16 protein-coding genes are annotated in these 16,347 nt (G+C 71.2%); 4 read left to right on the plus strand and 12 right to left on the minus strand.

Annotated elements, in window-relative coordinates; translation table 11 throughout:
* Positions 1-228: 228 nt before the first annotated feature.
* A complete protein-coding gene (locus tag H9I49_RS08655) occupies positions 229-846 on the plus strand; it encodes a YceI family protein (RefSeq protein ID WP_188029946.1) in 618 nt (205 codons plus the stop codon).
* Positions 847-954: 108 nt separating this feature from the next.
* On the opposite strand, the gene H9I49_RS08660 is transcribed toward H9I49_RS08655, so the two are convergent.
* The 4 genes from H9I49_RS08660 to H9I49_RS23425 form a co-directional block, all read right to left on the minus strand.
* Positions 955-1,611 carry a regulatory protein RecX gene (locus H9I49_RS08660; protein WP_188029947.1) on the minus strand — a complete coding sequence of 219 codons (657 nt, stop codon included), beginning with the start codon at positions 1,609-1,611 and terminating at the stop codon, positions 955-957.
* Between the two features lie 2 nt (positions 1,612-1,613).
* The gene (gene recA, locus H9I49_RS08665; protein ID WP_188029948.1) at positions 1,614-2,663 is read right to left on the minus strand and encodes a recombinase RecA; all 1,050 of its coding nucleotides are present in this window, start codon (positions 2,661-2,663) and stop codon (positions 1,614-1,616) included.
* Between the two features lie 229 nt (positions 2,664-2,892).
* Positions 2,893-3,429, minus strand: coding sequence for an O-acetyl-ADP-ribose deacetylase (locus tag H9I49_RS08670; protein ID WP_370587492.1), 537 nt, complete (start codon positions 3,427-3,429; stop codon positions 2,893-2,895).
* Positions 3,426-3,671: a DUF3046 domain-containing protein gene (locus H9I49_RS23425; protein WP_223128467.1), complete on the minus strand. Its 246-nt coding sequence runs from the start codon at positions 3,669-3,671 to the stop codon at positions 3,426-3,428. The genes H9I49_RS08670 and H9I49_RS23425 overlap by 4 nt, the downstream gene beginning before the upstream one ends.
* Positions 3,672-3,830: 159 nt before the next feature.
* On the opposite strand from H9I49_RS23425, the gene H9I49_RS08675 reads away from it, so the two are divergent.
* Complete coding sequence (locus H9I49_RS08675) at positions 3,831-5,447, plus strand: DUF3352 domain-containing protein (protein WP_188029949.1); 1,617 nt, start codon at positions 3,831-3,833, stop codon at positions 5,445-5,447.
* A 58-nt stretch (positions 5,448-5,505) separates the two neighbouring features.
* On the opposite strand, the gene H9I49_RS08680 is transcribed toward H9I49_RS08675, so the two are convergent.
* From H9I49_RS08680 to rimO, 6 genes are read right to left on the minus strand one after another with little or no spacing between them, the layout of a single operon-like run.
* A complete protein-coding gene (locus tag H9I49_RS08680) occupies positions 5,506-6,627 on the minus strand; it encodes a dipeptide epimerase (RefSeq protein WP_188029950.1) in 1,122 nt (373 codons plus the stop codon).
* Positions 6,624-7,562: a serine hydrolase gene (locus H9I49_RS08685; RefSeq protein ID WP_188029951.1), complete on the minus strand. Its 939-nt coding sequence runs from the start codon at positions 7,560-7,562 to the stop codon at positions 6,624-6,626. The genes H9I49_RS08680 and H9I49_RS08685 overlap by 4 nt, the downstream gene beginning before the upstream one ends.
* A gap of 17 nt (positions 7,563-7,579) precedes the next feature.
* The gene (locus H9I49_RS08690; RefSeq protein WP_188029952.1) at positions 7,580-7,882 is read right to left on the minus strand and encodes a helix-turn-helix domain-containing protein; all 303 of its coding nucleotides are present in this window, start codon (positions 7,880-7,882) and stop codon (positions 7,580-7,582) included.
* A gap of 10 nt (positions 7,883-7,892) precedes the next feature.
* Positions 7,893-8,510, minus strand: a complete 618-nt coding sequence (locus tag H9I49_RS08695) for a CinA family protein (protein WP_188029953.1) — start codon at positions 8,508-8,510, stop codon at positions 7,893-7,895.
* Position 8,511: 1 nt separating this feature from the next.
* Positions 8,512-9,273: a CDP-diacylglycerol--glycerol-3-phosphate 3-phosphatidyltransferase gene (gene pgsA / locus H9I49_RS08700; RefSeq protein WP_188029954.1), complete on the minus strand. Its 762-nt coding sequence runs from the start codon at positions 9,271-9,273 to the stop codon at positions 8,512-8,514.
* Positions 9,270-10,736, minus strand: coding sequence for a 30S ribosomal protein S12 methylthiotransferase RimO (rimO, locus tag H9I49_RS08705; RefSeq protein ID WP_188029955.1), 1,467 nt, complete (start codon positions 10,734-10,736; stop codon positions 9,270-9,272). The genes pgsA and rimO overlap by 4 nt, the downstream gene beginning before the upstream one ends.
* A gap of 28 nt (positions 10,737-10,764) precedes the next feature.
* Between rimO and H9I49_RS08710 the strand changes: the two genes are divergently transcribed.
* Positions 10,765-11,985 carry a dipeptidase gene (locus H9I49_RS08710; RefSeq protein ID WP_188029956.1) on the plus strand — a complete coding sequence of 407 codons (1,221 nt, stop codon included), beginning with the start codon at positions 10,765-10,767 and terminating at the stop codon, positions 11,983-11,985.
* A 39-nt stretch (positions 11,986-12,024) separates the two neighbouring features.
* On the opposite strand, the gene H9I49_RS08715 is transcribed toward H9I49_RS08710, so the two are convergent.
* A complete protein-coding gene (locus H9I49_RS08715; RefSeq protein ID WP_223128468.1) occupies positions 12,025-12,771 on the minus strand; it encodes an ion channel in 747 nt (248 codons plus the stop codon).
* A 135-nt stretch (positions 12,772-12,906) separates the two neighbouring features.
* Between H9I49_RS08715 and H9I49_RS08720 the strand changes: the two genes are divergently transcribed.
* A complete protein-coding gene (locus tag H9I49_RS08720) occupies positions 12,907-13,356 on the plus strand; it encodes a PPOX class F420-dependent oxidoreductase (RefSeq protein ID WP_188029958.1) in 450 nt (149 codons plus the stop codon).
* 16 nt (positions 13,357-13,372) lie between these two features.
* Here the strand turns inward: H9I49_RS08720 and H9I49_RS08725 are convergent, their stop codons facing one another.
* Positions 13,373-16,273: a DNA translocase FtsK 4TM domain-containing protein gene (locus H9I49_RS08725; RefSeq protein ID WP_370587493.1), complete on the minus strand. Its 2,901-nt coding sequence runs from the start codon at positions 16,271-16,273 to the stop codon at positions 13,373-13,375.
* Positions 16,274-16,347: the final 74 nt, after the last annotated feature.

The raw sequence follows: 16,347 nt of genomic DNA on the forward strand, positions 1-16,347 counted from the left end.
CACCGACAAGGGTACGGCGTGCGGGCCCGTGCCGCGGCAAGGTGCCGCCCGGCGTCACCCCTTCGCCCCCGCGACGAGGGGCCAGAGTCGGGCGAGTTGCCGGAAAACCTGCGTGGCGGCCCGGGAATAGGTCCCCACCCCGGTCCGTTGACGTGGGTGCTTGACAGTTCAACCAGTTTCAAGCATCATAGTTGTTGAAAGTTCAACCACTACTCCGAAGGACACATCATGGGACTGTTCAACCGCACCAAGGACCAGGCCGTCACCGAGGCCCCCGCTGAGGCCACCTCCGTCGCCGTCGACGACATCTCCGGCGACTACACGATCGACCCGAGCCACACGCGCATCGGCTTCTCGGCCCGCCACGCCATGGTGACGAAGGTCCGCGGCCACTTCGACGAGTTCGAGGGCACCGCCCACGTCGACACGACGACGCCGGCCAACTCCTCGGTCTCCGTCACGATCCAGGCTGCGAGCGTCACGACCGGCAACGAGCAGCGCGACGGCCACCTCAAGACCCCCGACTTCTTCGACATCGCGAACCACCCGCAGATCACCTTCGTCTCGACGAACGTCGAGCGCGACGGCACCGACTGGGACATCACCGGTGACCTGACCATCAACGGCGTCACGAAGTCCGTCACGGTCCCGTTCGAGGAGACCGGCTCGGCCAAGGACCCGTTCGGCAACACCCGCGTGGGCTTCGAGGGCGGCATCACCATCGACCGCACCGAGTGGAACCTCTCCTTCAACGCCGCGCTCGAGACCGGCGGCGTCCTCGTGAGCGAGAAGGTCAAGCTCGAGTTCGATGTCTCGGCGATCGCTCTGGTCCCGTCCCAGGCCTGAGCGCGACCGAAGCACCCGAGGGGTGAGGACCACACGGTCCTCACCCCTTCGTGGTCTCCGCGACGTCGGCACCGTCATCGCCCGACGTTCGGCAACGCTCCCTGACGTTCAGTCGCGCTGGTGCTCGGGCAGTCCGTCGATCGCGTCGCGGACGACCCGCCACGCCAGCTCGCCCGGGTAGCCCTTGCGTGCGAGCATGCCCGCAAGGCGCCGGGCCTGGACGTCAGGCGCGAGACCGCGCATCGTGCGCAGCTTCTTCGCGACGAGCTGCTCGGCCTTGACGCGTTCGTCGCCGGCGCCCACCTGCCCGAGCGCCTCGTCGGCGACCGCCTGGTCGATGCCCTGTTTGCGCAGCTCATGGGCGAGGGCGCGCCGCGCGAGTCCCTTGCCGGACTGCCGCGATCGCACGAGCATCTGCGCGTAGGCCTCGTCGTCGACGAGCCCGACCTCGGTCATCCGGTCGAGGACGCGAGCCGCGATCTCGTCGTCACAGCCTCGCTGCCGCAGCTTCTTCTCGAGCTGGGCCCGGCTGCGAGGGGCCATGCTCAGCTGACGCAGCACGATGGCCTTCGCGACCGCGTCTGCGTCTGCCTCGGGGACGACTGCCTGTGGGTCGTCGGGCGGGGGCGCCCAGTCGGGCCGCTCCCCCGATCCCGATCCCCATGCACCGCCGGCCCGGGCCCCGGCGACGCCCTCCGCCTCTGCGAGGGCGGCCGCAGCGCGAGCCAGGCGGTCGTTCACGGTCTCCTGGTCGGAGGCGCCCATGATCAGAAGTCGACGGGCACGTCCGAAACCTCGGCCGGCTGGTCGACGCGCGGCCCGACGCCGAGCTTCTCCTTGACCTTCTTCTCGATCTCGTCGGCGAGGTCGGGGTTGTCCTTGAGGAAGTTGCGGGCGTTCTCCTTGCCCTGGCCGAGCTGGTCGCCCTCGTAGGTGTACCAAGCGCCCGCCTTGCGGACGAAGCCGTGCTCGACACCCATGTCGATGAGGCCGCCCTCGCGGGAGATGCCATGGCCGTAGAGGATGTCGAACTCCGCCTGCTTGAAGGGCGGGGAGACCTTGTTCTTGACCACCTTGACGCGGGTGCGGTTGCCGACGGCGTCGGTGCCGTCCTTGAGGGTCTCGATGCGACGCACGTCGAGGCGCACCGACGCGTAGAACTTCAGCGCCTTGCCACCGGTGGTCGTCTCGGGCGAGCCGAACATGACACCGATCTTCTCGCGCAGCTGGTTGATGAAGATCGCGGTCGTACCGGTGGAGTTGAGCGCGCCGGTCAGCTTGCGCAGCGCCTGGCTCATGAGCCTGGCCTGGAGGCCGACGTGGCTGTCACCCATCTCGCCCTCGATCTCGGCGCGGGGCACGAGCGCGGCGACGGAGTCGATGACGATGATGTCGATCGCACCGGAGCGGATCAGCATGTCGGCGATCTCGAGCGCCTGCTCCCCCGTGTCGGGCTGGGACACGAGCAGCGCGTCGGTGTCGACACCGAGCTTCTTGGCGTACTCCGGGTCGAGGGCGTGTTCGGCGTCGATGAAGGCCGCGATGCCGCCGGCCTTCTGTGCGTTGGCGACCGCGTGGAGCGCCACCGTCGTCTTGCCCGAGGACTCCGGGCCGTAGATCTCGACGACCCGACCGCGCGGCAGACCGCCGATGCCGAGCGCGACGTCGAGGGCGATCGACCCGGTGGGGATGACCTCGATCGGCGGGCGGACGTCGTCGCCCAGTCGCATCACGGCGCCCTTGCCGTAGCTCTTCTCGATCTGGCCCATCACCGAGGAGAGGGCCTTGTCCTTGTCCTTTGTCTGCACCGATGCCATGTCGGTCACCTATCTGCCGTCTACGCTGCGGTCGTCTACCTTCGACCCGGGTGACGGCTCGTCCTGAGAGATCCGCTGTCGGGTCAGACGCTAGGTGCCGGCGCCGACATCGGGATGGACCACGAGACGGCCTGTGGACGATGCGGGTGGTGGCGCAGGACCTGTGGAGAACAGTACCGAACACCTGTTCGAAGTCGATGCGACACGCCGACCAGCCGTCCGATCGACCTCACCCCGCAGGCGCGACGCCCTCCAGGGGCCGGTGGAAGGCGGTGTACGCCGGCTCGGAGAAGAGCCAGAAGCGTGCCTCCCGTACGTCGCGGTGGCGGTCGAGCGCCTCCACCAGGGAGCGCACGGCGACGTCGGCGGCCCGCTCGAGGGGATAGCCGTGGACACCGCAGGAGATCGCGGGAAAGGCGAGGACCGCACACCCGGCCTCATCGGCGACCTCGACGCAGCGGCGGTAGCAGCTCGCAAGGAGGCCGGCCTCACCGTGGTCTCCCCCGCGCCAGACCGGGCCGACGGTGTGGATGACATGGCGGACGCGGAGCCGACCAGCGCCCGTGATCTTCGCGTCGCCGGTGTCGCAGCCGCCGAGCCGCCGGCACTCGGCGAGCAGGCCCGGCCCCGCGGCGCGGCGGATCGCACCGTCCACGCCGCCTCCCCCGAGCAGCGAGCTGTTGGCCGCGTTGACGATCGCGTCGGCTGTGTCGTCCGTCGTGATGTCGCCGCGCCGCAAGGTGATTCGCGCTCGAGCGAGGGTCACGGACGTCCGGCCTGGCCGCCCTGCGCGCCGCGCGCGACCCTCGTGTCGCGCCCCAGCCGACGCTCGGGAGGCACGTCCATGTCGATGCACAGCGCGTCCCACACGTCGCGCGGCGCCTCGCCGTCGGCGAGCGCCTGGAGCACCGTCCGGTTGCCGAGGGCACCGAGCACGTGGTCGCGGGCGAGCGACCCGGCGTAGGCCGCGCCGAACTCGTCTTCCATCAAGGTCCAGAAGTGGCTCATCCGCACTCCAGCAGTCTGCCACCGACAGGGCCGGAACCCGCTCGCGCAAGGCCGTCGTCGGAGCGTTGTCGCAACCGCCCGCGAACGTCCGACAGGGCCGGTATCGTCCTCTCGTCCGCCCACCGACCTGGGACGCCGAACTCTTCAGGGGAGCACACCATGACCGACGCCAGCAACGGACCCTCTCTCGGTTCCGGCCACGGATCCGACAGCGGGCCCACGACGCCCATGCCGCGGTACGACTACCCGGCAGCGACGGGAGAGGCAGCCCCTCCGGGCGCCGCGGGCGTGGCCCTTGCCGACGAGCCCCCGGTTCCCGCGGCCGGCGGCCGCAAGCGGACCGGGGTCCTCGTCGCCGCGCTCGTCACTGCCCTGCTGGTGGGTGGCGCAGGGGCGTACGCCTACCAGACGCTGAGCGGCAGCGGATCCCAGCCCTCCGACGTGCTGCCGGGGGACGCATACGCGTACGTCCGCCTCGACATCGACCCGTCGGCCGGCCAGAAGGTCGCCGCGGTCCGCTTCCTCGGCAAGCTCAAGGACGTGCGCAACACCCTCGGCAGCGACGACCCGCGCAAGAAGCTGTGGGAGGTCGTCACGAAGGACGCGGGCAACGACTGCGTCGCGAAGTTCGCCTACGACACGGACATCGCGCCGTGGCTCGGCGACCGCGTGGGCGCCGCCCTGCGCCCCGGTGGCACCGCGGAGAAGCCCAATGTCGCCGTCGCCATCCAGGTCAAGGACGAGGCGGCGGCCAAGGACAGCCTCACGCGGCTCTTCGCGTGCGACAAGCACGACGACACCGAGCTGCGCATGAAGGACGGCTACGCGATCATCACGCCTCCCGGCGTCGGTGACGCAACCCTCGCCGCGGCGGCCAAGGGCACGCTCTCCCAGAACACCGGCTTCACGGAGGACATGACCGCCCTCGGCGAGCAGGGCGTCCTGTCTGCGTGGTTCGACATGAGCACAGGCTTCAAGGAGATCCAGAAGCTGAGCGGCGACACGAGTCCGGCACCCATCGGCGACACCAAGGGTCGGGTGGCGGCAGCGCTGCGTTTCGACGCCGAGTACCTCGAGCTCGCGGGTGTCGTCCGCGGCGGCGACCCGAAGATGATGGCGAAGGGTGACGGGGCCGAGCTCGCCAACCTGCCGGCCAACACGATGGCGGCACTCCACGTCTCCGGGGCCGAGCAGTCGATCGATGCGTCGTGGCCGCAGCTCGAGAAGCAGCTGAACACCCTCGGCGCCATCGGCGGCGGCCAGACGGACGTCCTCGCCGAGATCGAGCGCGACCTCGGCATCAAGCTCCCGGACGACCTCAAGGTCCTCCTCGGAGGCTCGTTCACTGTTGCGGTGCCCGACCAGGACTTCAAGAAGGACGCCTTCGTCATGGGCGCCAAGGTCGTCTCGAGCGACGCCAAGCGTGCGGCCAAGCTGGTCGGTCAGCTGACCGACGCGGCCATGGGCGGTGGCGATGCTCTCACGACGCGCGTCGAGGGCGACAAGGTCTACGTCGCGACGACGCCCGACTACGCCGACGACCTCAAGGCCGGCGGCAGGCTCGGCGACGCCGAGGGCTTCAAGGCCGCGGTCGGCGACGTCAGCGGCTCCAACGCCGTCCTGTTCCTCGACCTCGACAAGCTGGAGAAGACCTACATCGGCGAGCTCAAGGGCGAGGAGAGGGCCGTCGTTGAGGGCATGCGCGCGATCGGTCTCAACAGCTCGAGCGCCGGCAACGGTGAGGCGGCGTTCACGCTCCGGGTGCTCGCCAACTGACGTCGGGTCCCGCATCACGAAGGCCCCGCTGCCGCGGGGTCCTTCGTGATGTGTGCGGTCAGCTCTGTGAGGCGAACCCGGAGATACCGAACCCGGAGATACCGAACCCCCCGATGCTGGGCACCCGAATCTCGTCGCCGCGGTAGTCGATACCCCCGACGACGGGTGACCGATGTGACCACCAGGCAGCATCGAGGTCACTCACCTCGGTCGTGGGCTCGGCCGCCACGAGGGCAGCAGCCGCACCGACGCCGACGTGGCTCTCCATCATCGAGCCGACGATGGTCCCCAGCCCGGCGTCGTGCGCACGGCGCAGCATGTCGCGTCCGACCGTGAGTGACCCGCACTTGGCGAGCTTGACGTTGACGAGGTCGGCCGCGCCGAGCCGGATGACCCGCTCGAGGTCGTAGGGGCCGTAGCAGGACTCGTCGGCCATGATCGGCAGGCCCACGCGTTGGCGCACCCACGCGAGGCCCTCGACGTCCTCGGCGACGACGGGCTGCTCGACGAACTCGACGCCGAGGTCCGCAACCTCGAGCGCTCGGATGACCTGCACGGCTTCCTCGCGCGTCCAGCCCTGGTTGGCGTCCAGCCGGATCGCGACGTCGGGACCGACCGCGTCGCGCACCGACGCGACGCGCTGGACGTCGGTGCTCGCGTCGGTGCCGACCTTCATCTTGAGGGTGCGGAAGCCGGCCGACACCCGCTCGCGCGCGGTGTCGGCAAGGGCGTCGGCTGCGCCGGCCGAGAGCGTGACGTCCGTGGTCAGCCGATCAGGTATGCCGTCCGGGCGGGTCGAGAGCAGGGCCGCGACCGAGATGCCCTCCGCCTGGGCGACGAGGTCGTGCAGAGCCGCATCGACGGCGGCCTTGGCGCCGAAGTTGCGGGCCACGCGTCGCTGGACGAGGTCGCCCGCAGCGGCGAGATCATCGCGGTCGTCGAGGGGGCGCCCGGCCACCGCCGGGGCGAGCATCGCCTCGATGCAGGCCGTGGCACTCGCGAGCGACTCTCCCGTCACCTGCCAGACCTGCGGTGCCTCTCCCCAGCCGGTGCGGCCGTCGCTGTCGGTGATCGTCACGACGACGGTGTCGGTGGTCTCCGTGCGGCGCAGGGCCGTGACGAAGGGCGTGTGAAGCGGCACCGACGACGAGGTCGTCACGACGCGCTCGATCGTGGTCACGCCGGCTTCACTCCGCTCGTCGGGGTCGTCGGGGTCGTCGGGGTCGTCGACGCGTCATGGCGCGCGGCGGCATACGGCTCGCTCGTACCGTCGGGGTGCGTGGCGCGCCAGACGTCGCGGGCGATACCGGCCACGAAGGCCGCGGCATCGGACTCGCCGAGGTCGATCGTCGTGCACACCGCCAGGACGAACGGCTCCTCCCCCTCGGGTCGAACGAGCGCCACGTCGTGCGAGACACCGGGGACCCAGCCGGACTTGCTCGCGGTGGGCGTGCCGGGAGGCAGGCCGCCCGGCACCTGGTCGAGGTGCAGCTGGCCGGCCAGCAGCTCCTCGACGGGGCCGAGCACGGCCTCGCCGCCGAGGTCGGGCTCGCGCCGGCCGACCGCTGCCATGAGCAGGCCGAGGTCCGCGGCGGTCACCGTGTTGGTGATGCCGGCCGCTCGCGCGCGGGCGTCCTCGATGCCACGCCCGACGACGGTGGCCGACGAGCAGCCGGCGAGGCGCAGCACGGTGGCGACCTCGCCGAGGCCCACGACGTCGACGAGCAGGTTCGTCGCGATGTTGCTCGAGTGGGTGATGGCCTGCTCGGCCAGCTGACGCAGGGTCCGAGTGCGGCCGATGGCCGCCCACGTCACGGGGTCCTGGTCCTCGGTCTCGTCGAGGTCGAACGGCGAGCCGTCGAGCACCGACGCGAACGTCCCGCGGACCGGGATCTGCGCGTCGAGGTCGAGCTCACCCCTCACGACGCGACGGAAGGCCGCAACGACGAGCGGCAGCTTCATCGTCGAGGCCGCGTAGTGGGCAGCGTGCGCCTCGTGCTCGTAGCGGGGGCGGCCGTCGAGGTCCCCCAGCCACACCGAGAGGGCCGCGCCCTCACCGCCGTGAAGAGCGGCTCGGTCAAGGCGTGAGTCGAGGTCCGAGAACGGCGGGCGCACGCTCGAACGGTAGACGATCAGGCCGCGGAGGCAGACACCACGTCGCCCGACGGCACGGGCAGCGCGACGGTGAGGGCCAGGCCCTCGCTCTCGGCCATCCGGCTCGAGACGTCGATGAGGACCTGTGACAGCGGCAGGTCGAGTGCACCGCAGATCGAGGCGAGCAGCTCGGAGGAGGCCTCCTTCTCGCCACGCTCCACCTCGCTGAGGTAGCCGAGCGAGACCGATGCCGTCGCGGAGACCTCACGAAGGGTGCGGCCCTGGGCGCGCCGGCGCTCCCGAAGGACGTCACCGAGCTCGCGTCGCAACAGTGTCGTCATGCCGTCCTCCTCAGGTCGCTGGTCTCGTGCGTCCGGGTGCCGGGCCGCCGTCGAGCGGGTCCGACAGCCCTACCGTACCCCCAGGGTCCGCCGCCGGCGCAGGAGTTGGGGACGTGGCGCCCGTCTCCTGCACCGCGAGCCGCAGCACCGCGGCGACGGTCGCCGACCGGATCTCGGCCCTGGTCCCGTTCAACTCCAGGGAGCGCGTCGCTGTTCCCGACGGGCCGGCGACGGCGACGTGGACCGTGCCGGCGGGCTTCCCCTCCGAGGGGCCGGGACCCGCGACGCCCGTGGTGGCGACGCCCCACGTCGCGCCGAGTCGCCGCCGCACGCCCTCTGCCATCGCGACGGCGACCCGGGGGTCGACGGTGCCGGCTGTGGCCAGGAGGTCGGCGGGCACGTCGAGGAGGGCCAGCTTGACGTCCGCGGAGTACGCGACGACGCCGCCGAGGAGCACCGCGGACGCGCCGGGCGTGTCGGCGACCGTCGCGGCGACGAGGCCGGCTGTGAGCGACTCGGCGCACGCGAGGGTCTCGCCGCGCTTCGTCAGGTGCGCCACGAGGGTCGCCCCCGGCGTCCCCCGTCGGGCACCTGGCGGGTCGCTCGTGCCGGTGGCGTCCGCGGCCACGTCAGTCGCGGTTCAGGGTGGTCTCGGTGGCACCGGCCTCGGTCGACGTGGCGTGTGCTGGAGCGTCGTCGGCCGGTGGCGGCGTGGGCTGGCCTGCAACCCGAGCGGCGCGCGCCTCGCGCTGCGCGGCGCGTGTGGCCCGACGCGCCCTCGTGCGTTCGCTGGTCTCGCGGAGCCGCGCGGCCTTGAAGACGTAGTCGACCCCGCTCAGCACGGTCATGACGAGCGCCGCCCCGAGGAGCACGTGGGCGGCCGTCGTGAGCACATCGCCGAACGGCCACTCCCACAGCGGCAGCGTGAGCGAGCCGAGCGCGAGGGTCTGGAGCATCGTCTTGAGCTTGCCGCCGCGGCCGGCAGGCATGACGCCGTGGCGGATGACGACGAAGCGCAGGACCGTGATGCCGATCTCGCGCACGAGGATGACGACCGTCACCCACCACCAGATCACCCCGAGCGCGGACAGTCCGATGAAGGCGGTGCCGGTCAGGGCCTTGTCGGCGATGGGGTCGGCGACCTTGCCGAAGTTCGTGATCTCACCGCGACGCCGGGCCAGCTTGCCGTCGACACCGTCGGTGACCGCGGCGAACGCGAACACCACCCATGCCCAGAACCGCCACCACGGCTCGCCTCCGCCGTCCTGGAACAGCAGCACGCCGTAGACCGGCACGAGGAGGAACCGCAGCACGGTCAGGGCGTTGGGCAGGTTCCAGTCGGTGGGCCGGGGCGCCGGCCCCTCCCCCCGGTGAAAGGTCTGCGGAGTCATCGCGGCTCCGCGACGAGGTCGATCCCCTCGGTGCCGACGACGACGGCGGACACGAGGTCACCGACCCGTGGCCTGGGCGCGCCGTCGGGCACGCGGACGGTCGTCACGCCGTCGACGTCCGGGCCCTGGAAGGCCGCGCGGCCCACGACGGACCCGTCCTCGTCGTCGATCTCCTCGACGAGGACCTCGACACGCTCGCCGACACGCTCCTCGGCGCGCTGCGTGTTGAGCTCCTCGACGAGGCGGGTGAAGCGGTCGAGGCGCTCGGCGACGACCTCGGGGGCCAGCTTGCCGGCATACGACTCGGCCTCGGTGCCGTCCTCGTCGGAGTAGCCGAACACGCCCACGACGTCGAGGCGTGCCACGGTGAGGAAGGCCTCGAGCTCGTCGAGGTCGGCCTCGGTCTCGCCGGGGAACCCGACGATGACGTTGCAGCGGACGCCGGCCTCGGGTGCGTCTGCGCGCACCCGGTCGAGCAGCTCGAGGAACGACGCGCGCGAGCCGAAGCGGCGCATCGAGCGCAGCAGCGGCTCGGAGGCGTGCTGGAAGGAGATGTCGTAGTACGGCACGACACCGGGGGTGTCGGCCATGGCGCGCAGGAGCCCCGGGCGGATCTCGGCCGGCTGGAGGTAGGAGACCCGGACGCGCTCGATGCCCTCGATGGCGGTCAGCTCGGGGAGCAGCTTCTCGAGCAGCCCGAGGTCACCGAGGTCCTTGCCGTACGACGTGGAGTTCTCGGAGACGAGGAACAGCTCCTTGACGCCCTGCTGGGCGAGCCACCGCGCCTCGGCGACGACGTCGGCGGGACGGCGAGAGACGAAGGCTCCGCGGAACATCGGGATGGCGCAGAACGAGCAGCGGCGGTCGCATCCGGAGGCGATCTTGAGCGGCGCCCACGGACGGCCGTCGAGCCTGGCGCGGATGACGCGTGGGCCCGACGCGGGCACGCGTGCGTCGTCGGGCCGGTCCGCGTCTCCGTGGCCGGGCAGCGCCACCCCGGCGGCCCCCTGCTGCCGCTCGACGGGGGTCACCGGGAGCAGCGCGCGCCGGTCTCCGGGCACGTGGCTCTCGACGTGGCCGCCCGCGAGGATCGTCTGGAGGTGCGAGCTCATGTCGCGGTACGAGTCGAAGCCGAGGACGGCGTCGGCCTCGGGCAGCTGGTCGGCGAGCTGCTTGCCGTAGCGCTCGGCGAGACAGCCGACGGCCACGACCTTCTGGGTGCGGCCGCCGTCGCCCTTGAGGTCGGACGCCTCGAGCAGCGCGTCGATGGAGTCCTTCTTCGCCTGTTCGACGAACCCGCAGGTGTTGACCACCGCCACGTCGGCCTCGGCCGCGTCGTCGACGAGACGCCATCCCTCTGCGAGGAGACGGCCGGCCAGCTCCTCGGAGTCGACCTCGTTACGGGTGCACCCGAGGGTGACGAGTGCGACGCTCTTGTCGACGCTCGGGTGGGGTGGGGTCATGCGTCCACTCTAGATGGCGGGGTGTTCAATGGCCGACATGCTCGCAAGCACCCCCCTCGAACCGACCGACCCGCTCGCGAGGGCCCGGACGGTGCTACGTGAGCACCCCCTCGTCGACGGGCACAACGACCTCCCGTGGGCAGCTCGCGAGCTGGCCGGCTACGACTTCGAGACGCTCGACGTGGGCAGTCGGCTGACGACGACCCAGACCGACCTGCCGCGTCTGGCTGAAGGTGGTGTCGGCGGGCAGTTCTGGTCGGTCTTCGTGCCGAGCACCCTCCAGGGCGACTCGGCCGTGACCGCGACCCTGGAGCAGGTCGACGCCGTGCACAGGATGATCGCCACGTACGCCGACCGCTTGGCCCTCGCGCGCACCGCCGAGGAGGTCGAGCGGGCCGCCGCGACGGGCCGCATCGCCTCACTCCTCGGGGCGGAGGGTGGGCACTCGATCGGCTGCTCGCTCGCGACGCTGCGCCTGCTGCACGTCCTCGGCGTGCGGTACATGACCCTGACGCACAACGACAACACGCCGTGGGCCGACTCGGCGACCGACGTGCCGGCCGTCGGCGGGCTCAGCGAGTTCGGCCGCGAGGTCGTGCACGAGATGAACCGGCTCGGGATGATGGTGGACCTCAGCCACGTCGCCGTGTCGACGATGCGCACCGCGCTGGAGACGGCCGACGCGCCGGTCATCTTCAGCCACTCCTCGGCGCTCGCGCTGTGCGACACACCGCGCAACGTCCCGGACGACGTGCTCGCGACCCTCCCGGCCAACGGCGGCGTGTGCATGGTGACGTTCGTGCCCGAGTTCGTCTCCCCCGCGACCGCCGAGTGGCGGGTCGAGGCCGCGGCGGCGGCCGCGGAGGTCGGCATCGACGCCAAGGACTGGGAGGCGTTCGGCCGCTTCACGGCGACGTGGCAGCGCGAGCACCCCAAGCCCGACGCCACCATCGAGCAGGTCGTCGGCCATCTCGAGCACGTGCGCGAGGTCGCCGGCATCGACCACGTCGGCATCGGCGGCGACTACGACGGCACCGACACCTTCCCGATCGGGCTCGAGGACGTCAGCGGCTACCCACGCCTCGTCGCCGCACTCCTCGAGCGCTCGTGGTCGGAGCACGACGTCGCGCGGCTCGTGCGCGGCAACACGCTGCGCGTCATGCGTGACGTCGAGGCGGTGGCCCGCGACCTCCAGACGACGCGGGCCCCGAGCCTGCGGACGTTCGCCCAGCTCGACGGCACGGGCTGAGCGCGAGGCGGCCACACGGCACACAACCTCGCCGGCGGCCTACTGGCGGAAGCGCGCGATGGTGAGCCCGACGAGACGGGCGACGACGAGCGCGACGTAGAGCATGCCGGCGATCTGCTGCAGCAGGACGAACGCCCGCGCGTGCGGCTCCACCGCGTAGATGTCCGACAGGCCCGTCGAGGTCATCGTCGTGATCGACAGGTAGAGCAGCTCGAACCACGAGCGGGTGCCGGGATCGACCTCGCCGTAGATGGTGAAGGAGTGCGGCCAGATGAGCTGGACGGCGACGTAGAGGTAGGCGAAACCCCACGCCACGATGGTGAACGTCGCCCCCGTCGCGTAGAGCTCGTCGCGGGTCACCCAGTTGTCGGCGAACATGTACCGGAGCAGGCCGTAGCCCGTGTAGACGTAGAAGAGGGCGTGGAGCACGGCGCTCCAGAACCCGACGACCACGCTGTCCGGCCAGACGGCCTCGGCCACGGTCAGCGCCACGACCGGCCCACCGAGCACGACCGCGACCCAGGTGAGGGCGGGCGTGGCGCGGACGGCGCGCACGGCGAGGAAGAGCACGACGAGCCCGATGAGACCGAAGATCGCCCGGCCGGTCTCGCGGACGTCGTCGGTGCGCGTCTCGATGAAGGGGTAGGCCAGCAGCGCAGCGAGCTGGGTGAACAGGAGCAGGGCGCACGGAAGCTCGACGATCTTGCGCCGCAGGCGGTCGATCCGCGACGGCGGCCCCGCTCGACGCGGTGATGACGGCCAGAGCTCCAGCGACGCACTCACCATTGGGACTCTAGTGCGGATACCGGTCGAGGAGCGGGCACTCGTCGCCGGCGAGCCGGGCCCCCGCCGGCCGGGAGCAGTCGGCGCAGCGCGTCGAGGGGCCGGGATGAGATCGCGCGTCGGCGCGGTTGAGGTGACATGACGACCGACACGAACCGCCCTGCCACCGCCCGCGTACCGACGAGCCACGCCGACCTGCTGGAACGACCGCTCTTCGCCCACCTCGCCACGGTGCGGCCGGACGGCGCGCCCCAGAGCAGCGTCATGTGGTTCGACTGGGACGGCTCCCGACTGAGGATCACGCACACGAAGAGCCGGCAGAAGTTCGCGAACCTCGCCAAGGACCCCCGGCTGTCGTTCTCCATCGCCGACCCCCACGACGGCTACCGCTCCCTCGAGATCCGTGGAGTGGTCGAGGACGTCGCCGACGACGACGAGCGGGCCTCGTTCTACAAGGGCCTGCAGCACCGTTACGGGATGGACTACGACGTCGACGACATCCCGGTGCGCGTCGTCATGACCATCCGGCCGACGAAGTTCATCGCCACCGAAGGCGGCGGCATCGTCGCCACGACACGAGCCGACTGAGCCGGCGGCCGGTGGCTCAGTAGCGCTCGCGGCCGCCGCGGTCGGTGAGGTTCCAGGCGTCCTCGGACTCCTCGTCGTCCTCGTCGACCGTCCGCGTCATGTCGCCGGGCGTCCACGACGCCGGCACGGCCGTCGTCTCATCCTCGTCGAGACGACGCTCGCCGCGCTCCGCGACGATGGAGGCCGTCCGCTGCGGCGCTGGGTCCACGTCGTCAGGCTCGTAGGCCGCTGCGGTGTCGGGACGCTCGATGACGACAGGCGGGGGAGCATACGGCTGCGCGGGTTCGACGATGTCGTCGATGTCGGCGGGCTCGTTCGGGTGCGGGACATCCTCGCCGCGCAGCAGGGCGAGCGTCTGCGTGAGGTCGTCGGGCCGCACGAGGACGTCGCGCGCCTTGCTGCCCTCGCTCGGGCCGACGATGCCTCGCGACTCGAGCAGGTCCATGAGCCGGCCGGCCTTCGCGAAACCGACCCGCAGCTTTCGCTGGAGCATCGACGTCGAGCCGAACTGCGTCGTGACGACGAGCTCGGTCGCCTGGAGCAGGACGTCGAGGTCGTCGCCGATGTCGTCGTCGATCTGCTTCTTGGGCGCCGCGACGGTGACGTTCTCGACGTAGTTGGGCTTGAGCTGGGTCGTGACGAACTTGACGACCTCATGGATCTCCGACTCATTGACCCACGCGCCCTGCACGCGCATCGGCTTGCTCGCACCCATCGGCAGGAAGAGCGCGTCACCCTGCCCGATCAGCTTCTCGGCGCCGGGCTGGTCGAGCACGACGCGGCTGTCGGCGAGCGAGCTCGTCGCGAACGCCATGCGCGAGGGCACGTTGGCCTTGATGAGACCGGTGACGACGTCGACCGACGGTCGCTGCGTGGCGAGCACGAGATGGATGCCTGCCGCGCGGGCGAGCTGCGTGATGCGCACGACCGACTCCTCGACGTCGCGCGGGGCCACCATCATGAGGTCGGCGAGCTCGTCGACGACGACGAGCAGGTACGGGTAGGTCGTGATCTGACGCTCCGAGCCAGGCAGCGGCTTGACCTTGCCGGCGCGGACCGCCTTGTTGAAGTCGTCGACGTGCTTGAAGCCGAACGCCGCGAGGTCGTCGTAGCGCTGGTCCATCTCCTTGACCACCCAGGCGAGGGCCTCCGCGGCCTTCTTGGGGTTGGTGATGATCGGCGTGATGAGGTGCGGGATGCCCTCGTACGCCGTGAGCTCCACACGCTTCGGGTCGACGAGGATGAGGCGTACCTCCTCCGGCGTCGCACGCATGAGGATCGAGGTGATCATCGAGTTGACGAAGCTCGACTTGCCCGAGCCGGTGGCGCCCGCGACGAGAAGGTGCGGCATCTTCGCGAGGTTGGCGATGACGTAGGCGCCCTCGACGTCCTTGCCGACACCCATGACCATCGGGTGCTCGTTGCTGCGCGCCGTGTGGCTGCGCAGCACATCTCCCAGCGAGACGTTCTCACGGTCGAGGTTCGGGATCTCGATGCCGATGGCCGACTTGCCCGGGATGGGGCTGAGGATGCGCACGTCGGCCGAGGCGACGGCATAGGCGATGTTCTTGGACAGCGCGGTGACGCGCTCGACCTTGGTGCCCGAGCCGAGCTCGACCTCGTAGCGGGTGACCGTCGGCCCGCGGGTGAACCCGGTGACGGCGGCGTCGATGTCGAACTGGTCGAAGACGCCGGTCAGCGACTCGACGACGCGATCGTTGGTCTCGCTGCGGGTCTTGTGCGCCGGTCCCGGCGTCAGCATGGCGTGGTCGGGCAGGCGATACGTGATGTCGCCCCCGAGGCTCAGCTGCTCGACACGCGCCGGCATCTCCGACATGGGCGGCGGGATGAGCTCGGCCTTGGGGCCGACCTTGCTCGTGTCGGGCGCACCGAGGGTCTTCGGGTCGGTGGCGTCGATGACCTTCTCCCCGGCCGGACGCGGCGCGAGCACGCCCGGAGCGGTCGGACGCTTCTCGCCCGGGCGCAGGCGTGTCGCCTCCTGGTCCTCGAGCGCCTTCTGCGCGGCCTGGCGGAACGCCTCGTCGCCGTCGCGCTCCGAGAGGTCGACGGCCTTGCGCCGCGCGCGCTTGACCGCGGCTGCGGGGGCGTCGTCGGGGGCGGGCTCGTCGTGGTGGCCGCGGTCGATGACGAGGGCGCGCAGCTGGCGCAGCCGCGCCGGGATCATGTTGACCGGGGTGGCCGTGATGACGAGCAGGCCGAAGACGCCGAGCAGGACGAGGAGGGCGAGCGCACCGTACGTCGAGACCGCCGCGGCGAGCGGGCTCGAGGCGAGGAATCCGAGGATGCCGCCTGCCGCGCGCATGCCCTCGGCACCGTCGGGCGGGTTCGGGATGTCGTCCGCCAGGTGCGCCAGACCGCACGCGGCGAAGGTCAGGGCGATGGTGCCGACGACGATGCGGTTGGTCGTCGCCTCGTCCTGCGGCGCCCGCAGCATGCGCAGGCCGAGGGCGAGCAGCACGAGCGGCACGGCATACGCGACGCGTCCGAAGGTGCCGGCGAAGACGGCGTGCACGACCTGCCCGAAGGTGCCGGACACGCCCCACCACTCACGGGCGGCGACGACGACGGCCAGGGCGATGAGGGCGAAGCCGATGCCGTCGCGGCGGTGCTCCGGCTCGAGGTCAGCAGCGCTGTGGCCGACCCGGCGGACCGCCCCCCCAGCCAGGTGCGAGACGCCCATCCACGTGTTGCGCATGGCGTTGAGCGGGAACGGAAGGCCGCCGTCGCGGGTCTTGGAAGCGGCCTTGGACGCCGGCTTGCGCGCCGCGGGCTTGCGCTGGGCGGGCCGCGTCGAGCGTGCTGCGGGCGGGCGGGAGGAGGCACCGCCCGTGGACGCCTTGGCGCGTGTTGCCGCGGCGGTGCTCGGTCGCTGGCTGCTGGACGGACGTGACCCCATGTTCGCACCGTACGTCAACGTCCCGCTGAACTCACGTGTCACACGCGCAACATGGCCGACCAGCTCCTCGGCAC

This window comes from Terrabacter sp. MAHUQ-38 (assembly GCF_014518425.1).
In the GTDB taxonomy this organism is placed as follows: domain Bacteria; phylum Actinomycetota; class Actinomycetes; order Actinomycetales; family Dermatophilaceae; genus Terrabacter.

Excerpts from the sequence above, each read along its gene's own strand:
- H9I49_RS08675 (WP_188029949.1), top strand. The coding sequence starts at position 3,831 with ATGACCGACGCCAGCAACGGACCCTCTCTCGGTTCCGGCCACGGATCC.
- recA (WP_188029948.1), bottom strand. The coding sequence starts at position 2,663 with ATGGCATCGGTGCAGACAAAGGACAAGGACAAGGCCCTCTCCTCGGTG.
- H9I49_RS08710 (WP_188029956.1), top strand. The coding sequence starts at position 10,765 with ATGGCCGACATGCTCGCAAGCACCCCCCTCGAACCGACCGACCCGCTC.
- H9I49_RS23425 (WP_223128467.1), bottom strand. The coding sequence starts at position 3,671 with ATGAGCCACTTCTGGACCTTGATGGAAGACGAGTTCGGCGCGGCCTAC.
- pgsA (WP_188029954.1), bottom strand. The coding sequence starts at position 9,273 with ATGACTCCGCAGACCTTTCACCGGGGGGAGGGGCCGGCGCCCCGGCCC.
- H9I49_RS08690 (WP_188029952.1), bottom strand. The coding sequence starts at position 7,882 with ATGACGACACTGTTGCGACGCGAGCTCGGTGACGTCCTTCGGGAGCGC.
- H9I49_RS08725 (WP_370587493.1), bottom strand. The coding sequence starts at position 16,273 with ATGGGGTCACGTCCGTCCAGCAGCCAGCGACCGAGCACCGCCGCGGCA.
- H9I49_RS08655 (WP_188029946.1), top strand. The coding sequence starts at position 229 with ATGGGACTGTTCAACCGCACCAAGGACCAGGCCGTCACCGAGGCCCCC.
- H9I49_RS08720 (WP_188029958.1), top strand. The coding sequence starts at position 12,907 with ATGACGACCGACACGAACCGCCCTGCCACCGCCCGCGTACCGACGAGC.
- H9I49_RS08715 (WP_223128468.1), bottom strand. The coding sequence starts at position 12,771 with ATGGTGAGTGCGTCGCTGGAGCTCTGGCCGTCATCACCGCGTCGAGCG.
- rimO (WP_188029955.1), bottom strand. The coding sequence starts at position 10,736 with ATGACCCCACCCCACCCGAGCGTCGACAAGAGCGTCGCACTCGTCACC.
- H9I49_RS08660 (WP_188029947.1), bottom strand. The coding sequence starts at position 1,611 with ATGGGCGCCTCCGACCAGGAGACCGTGAACGACCGCCTGGCTCGCGCT.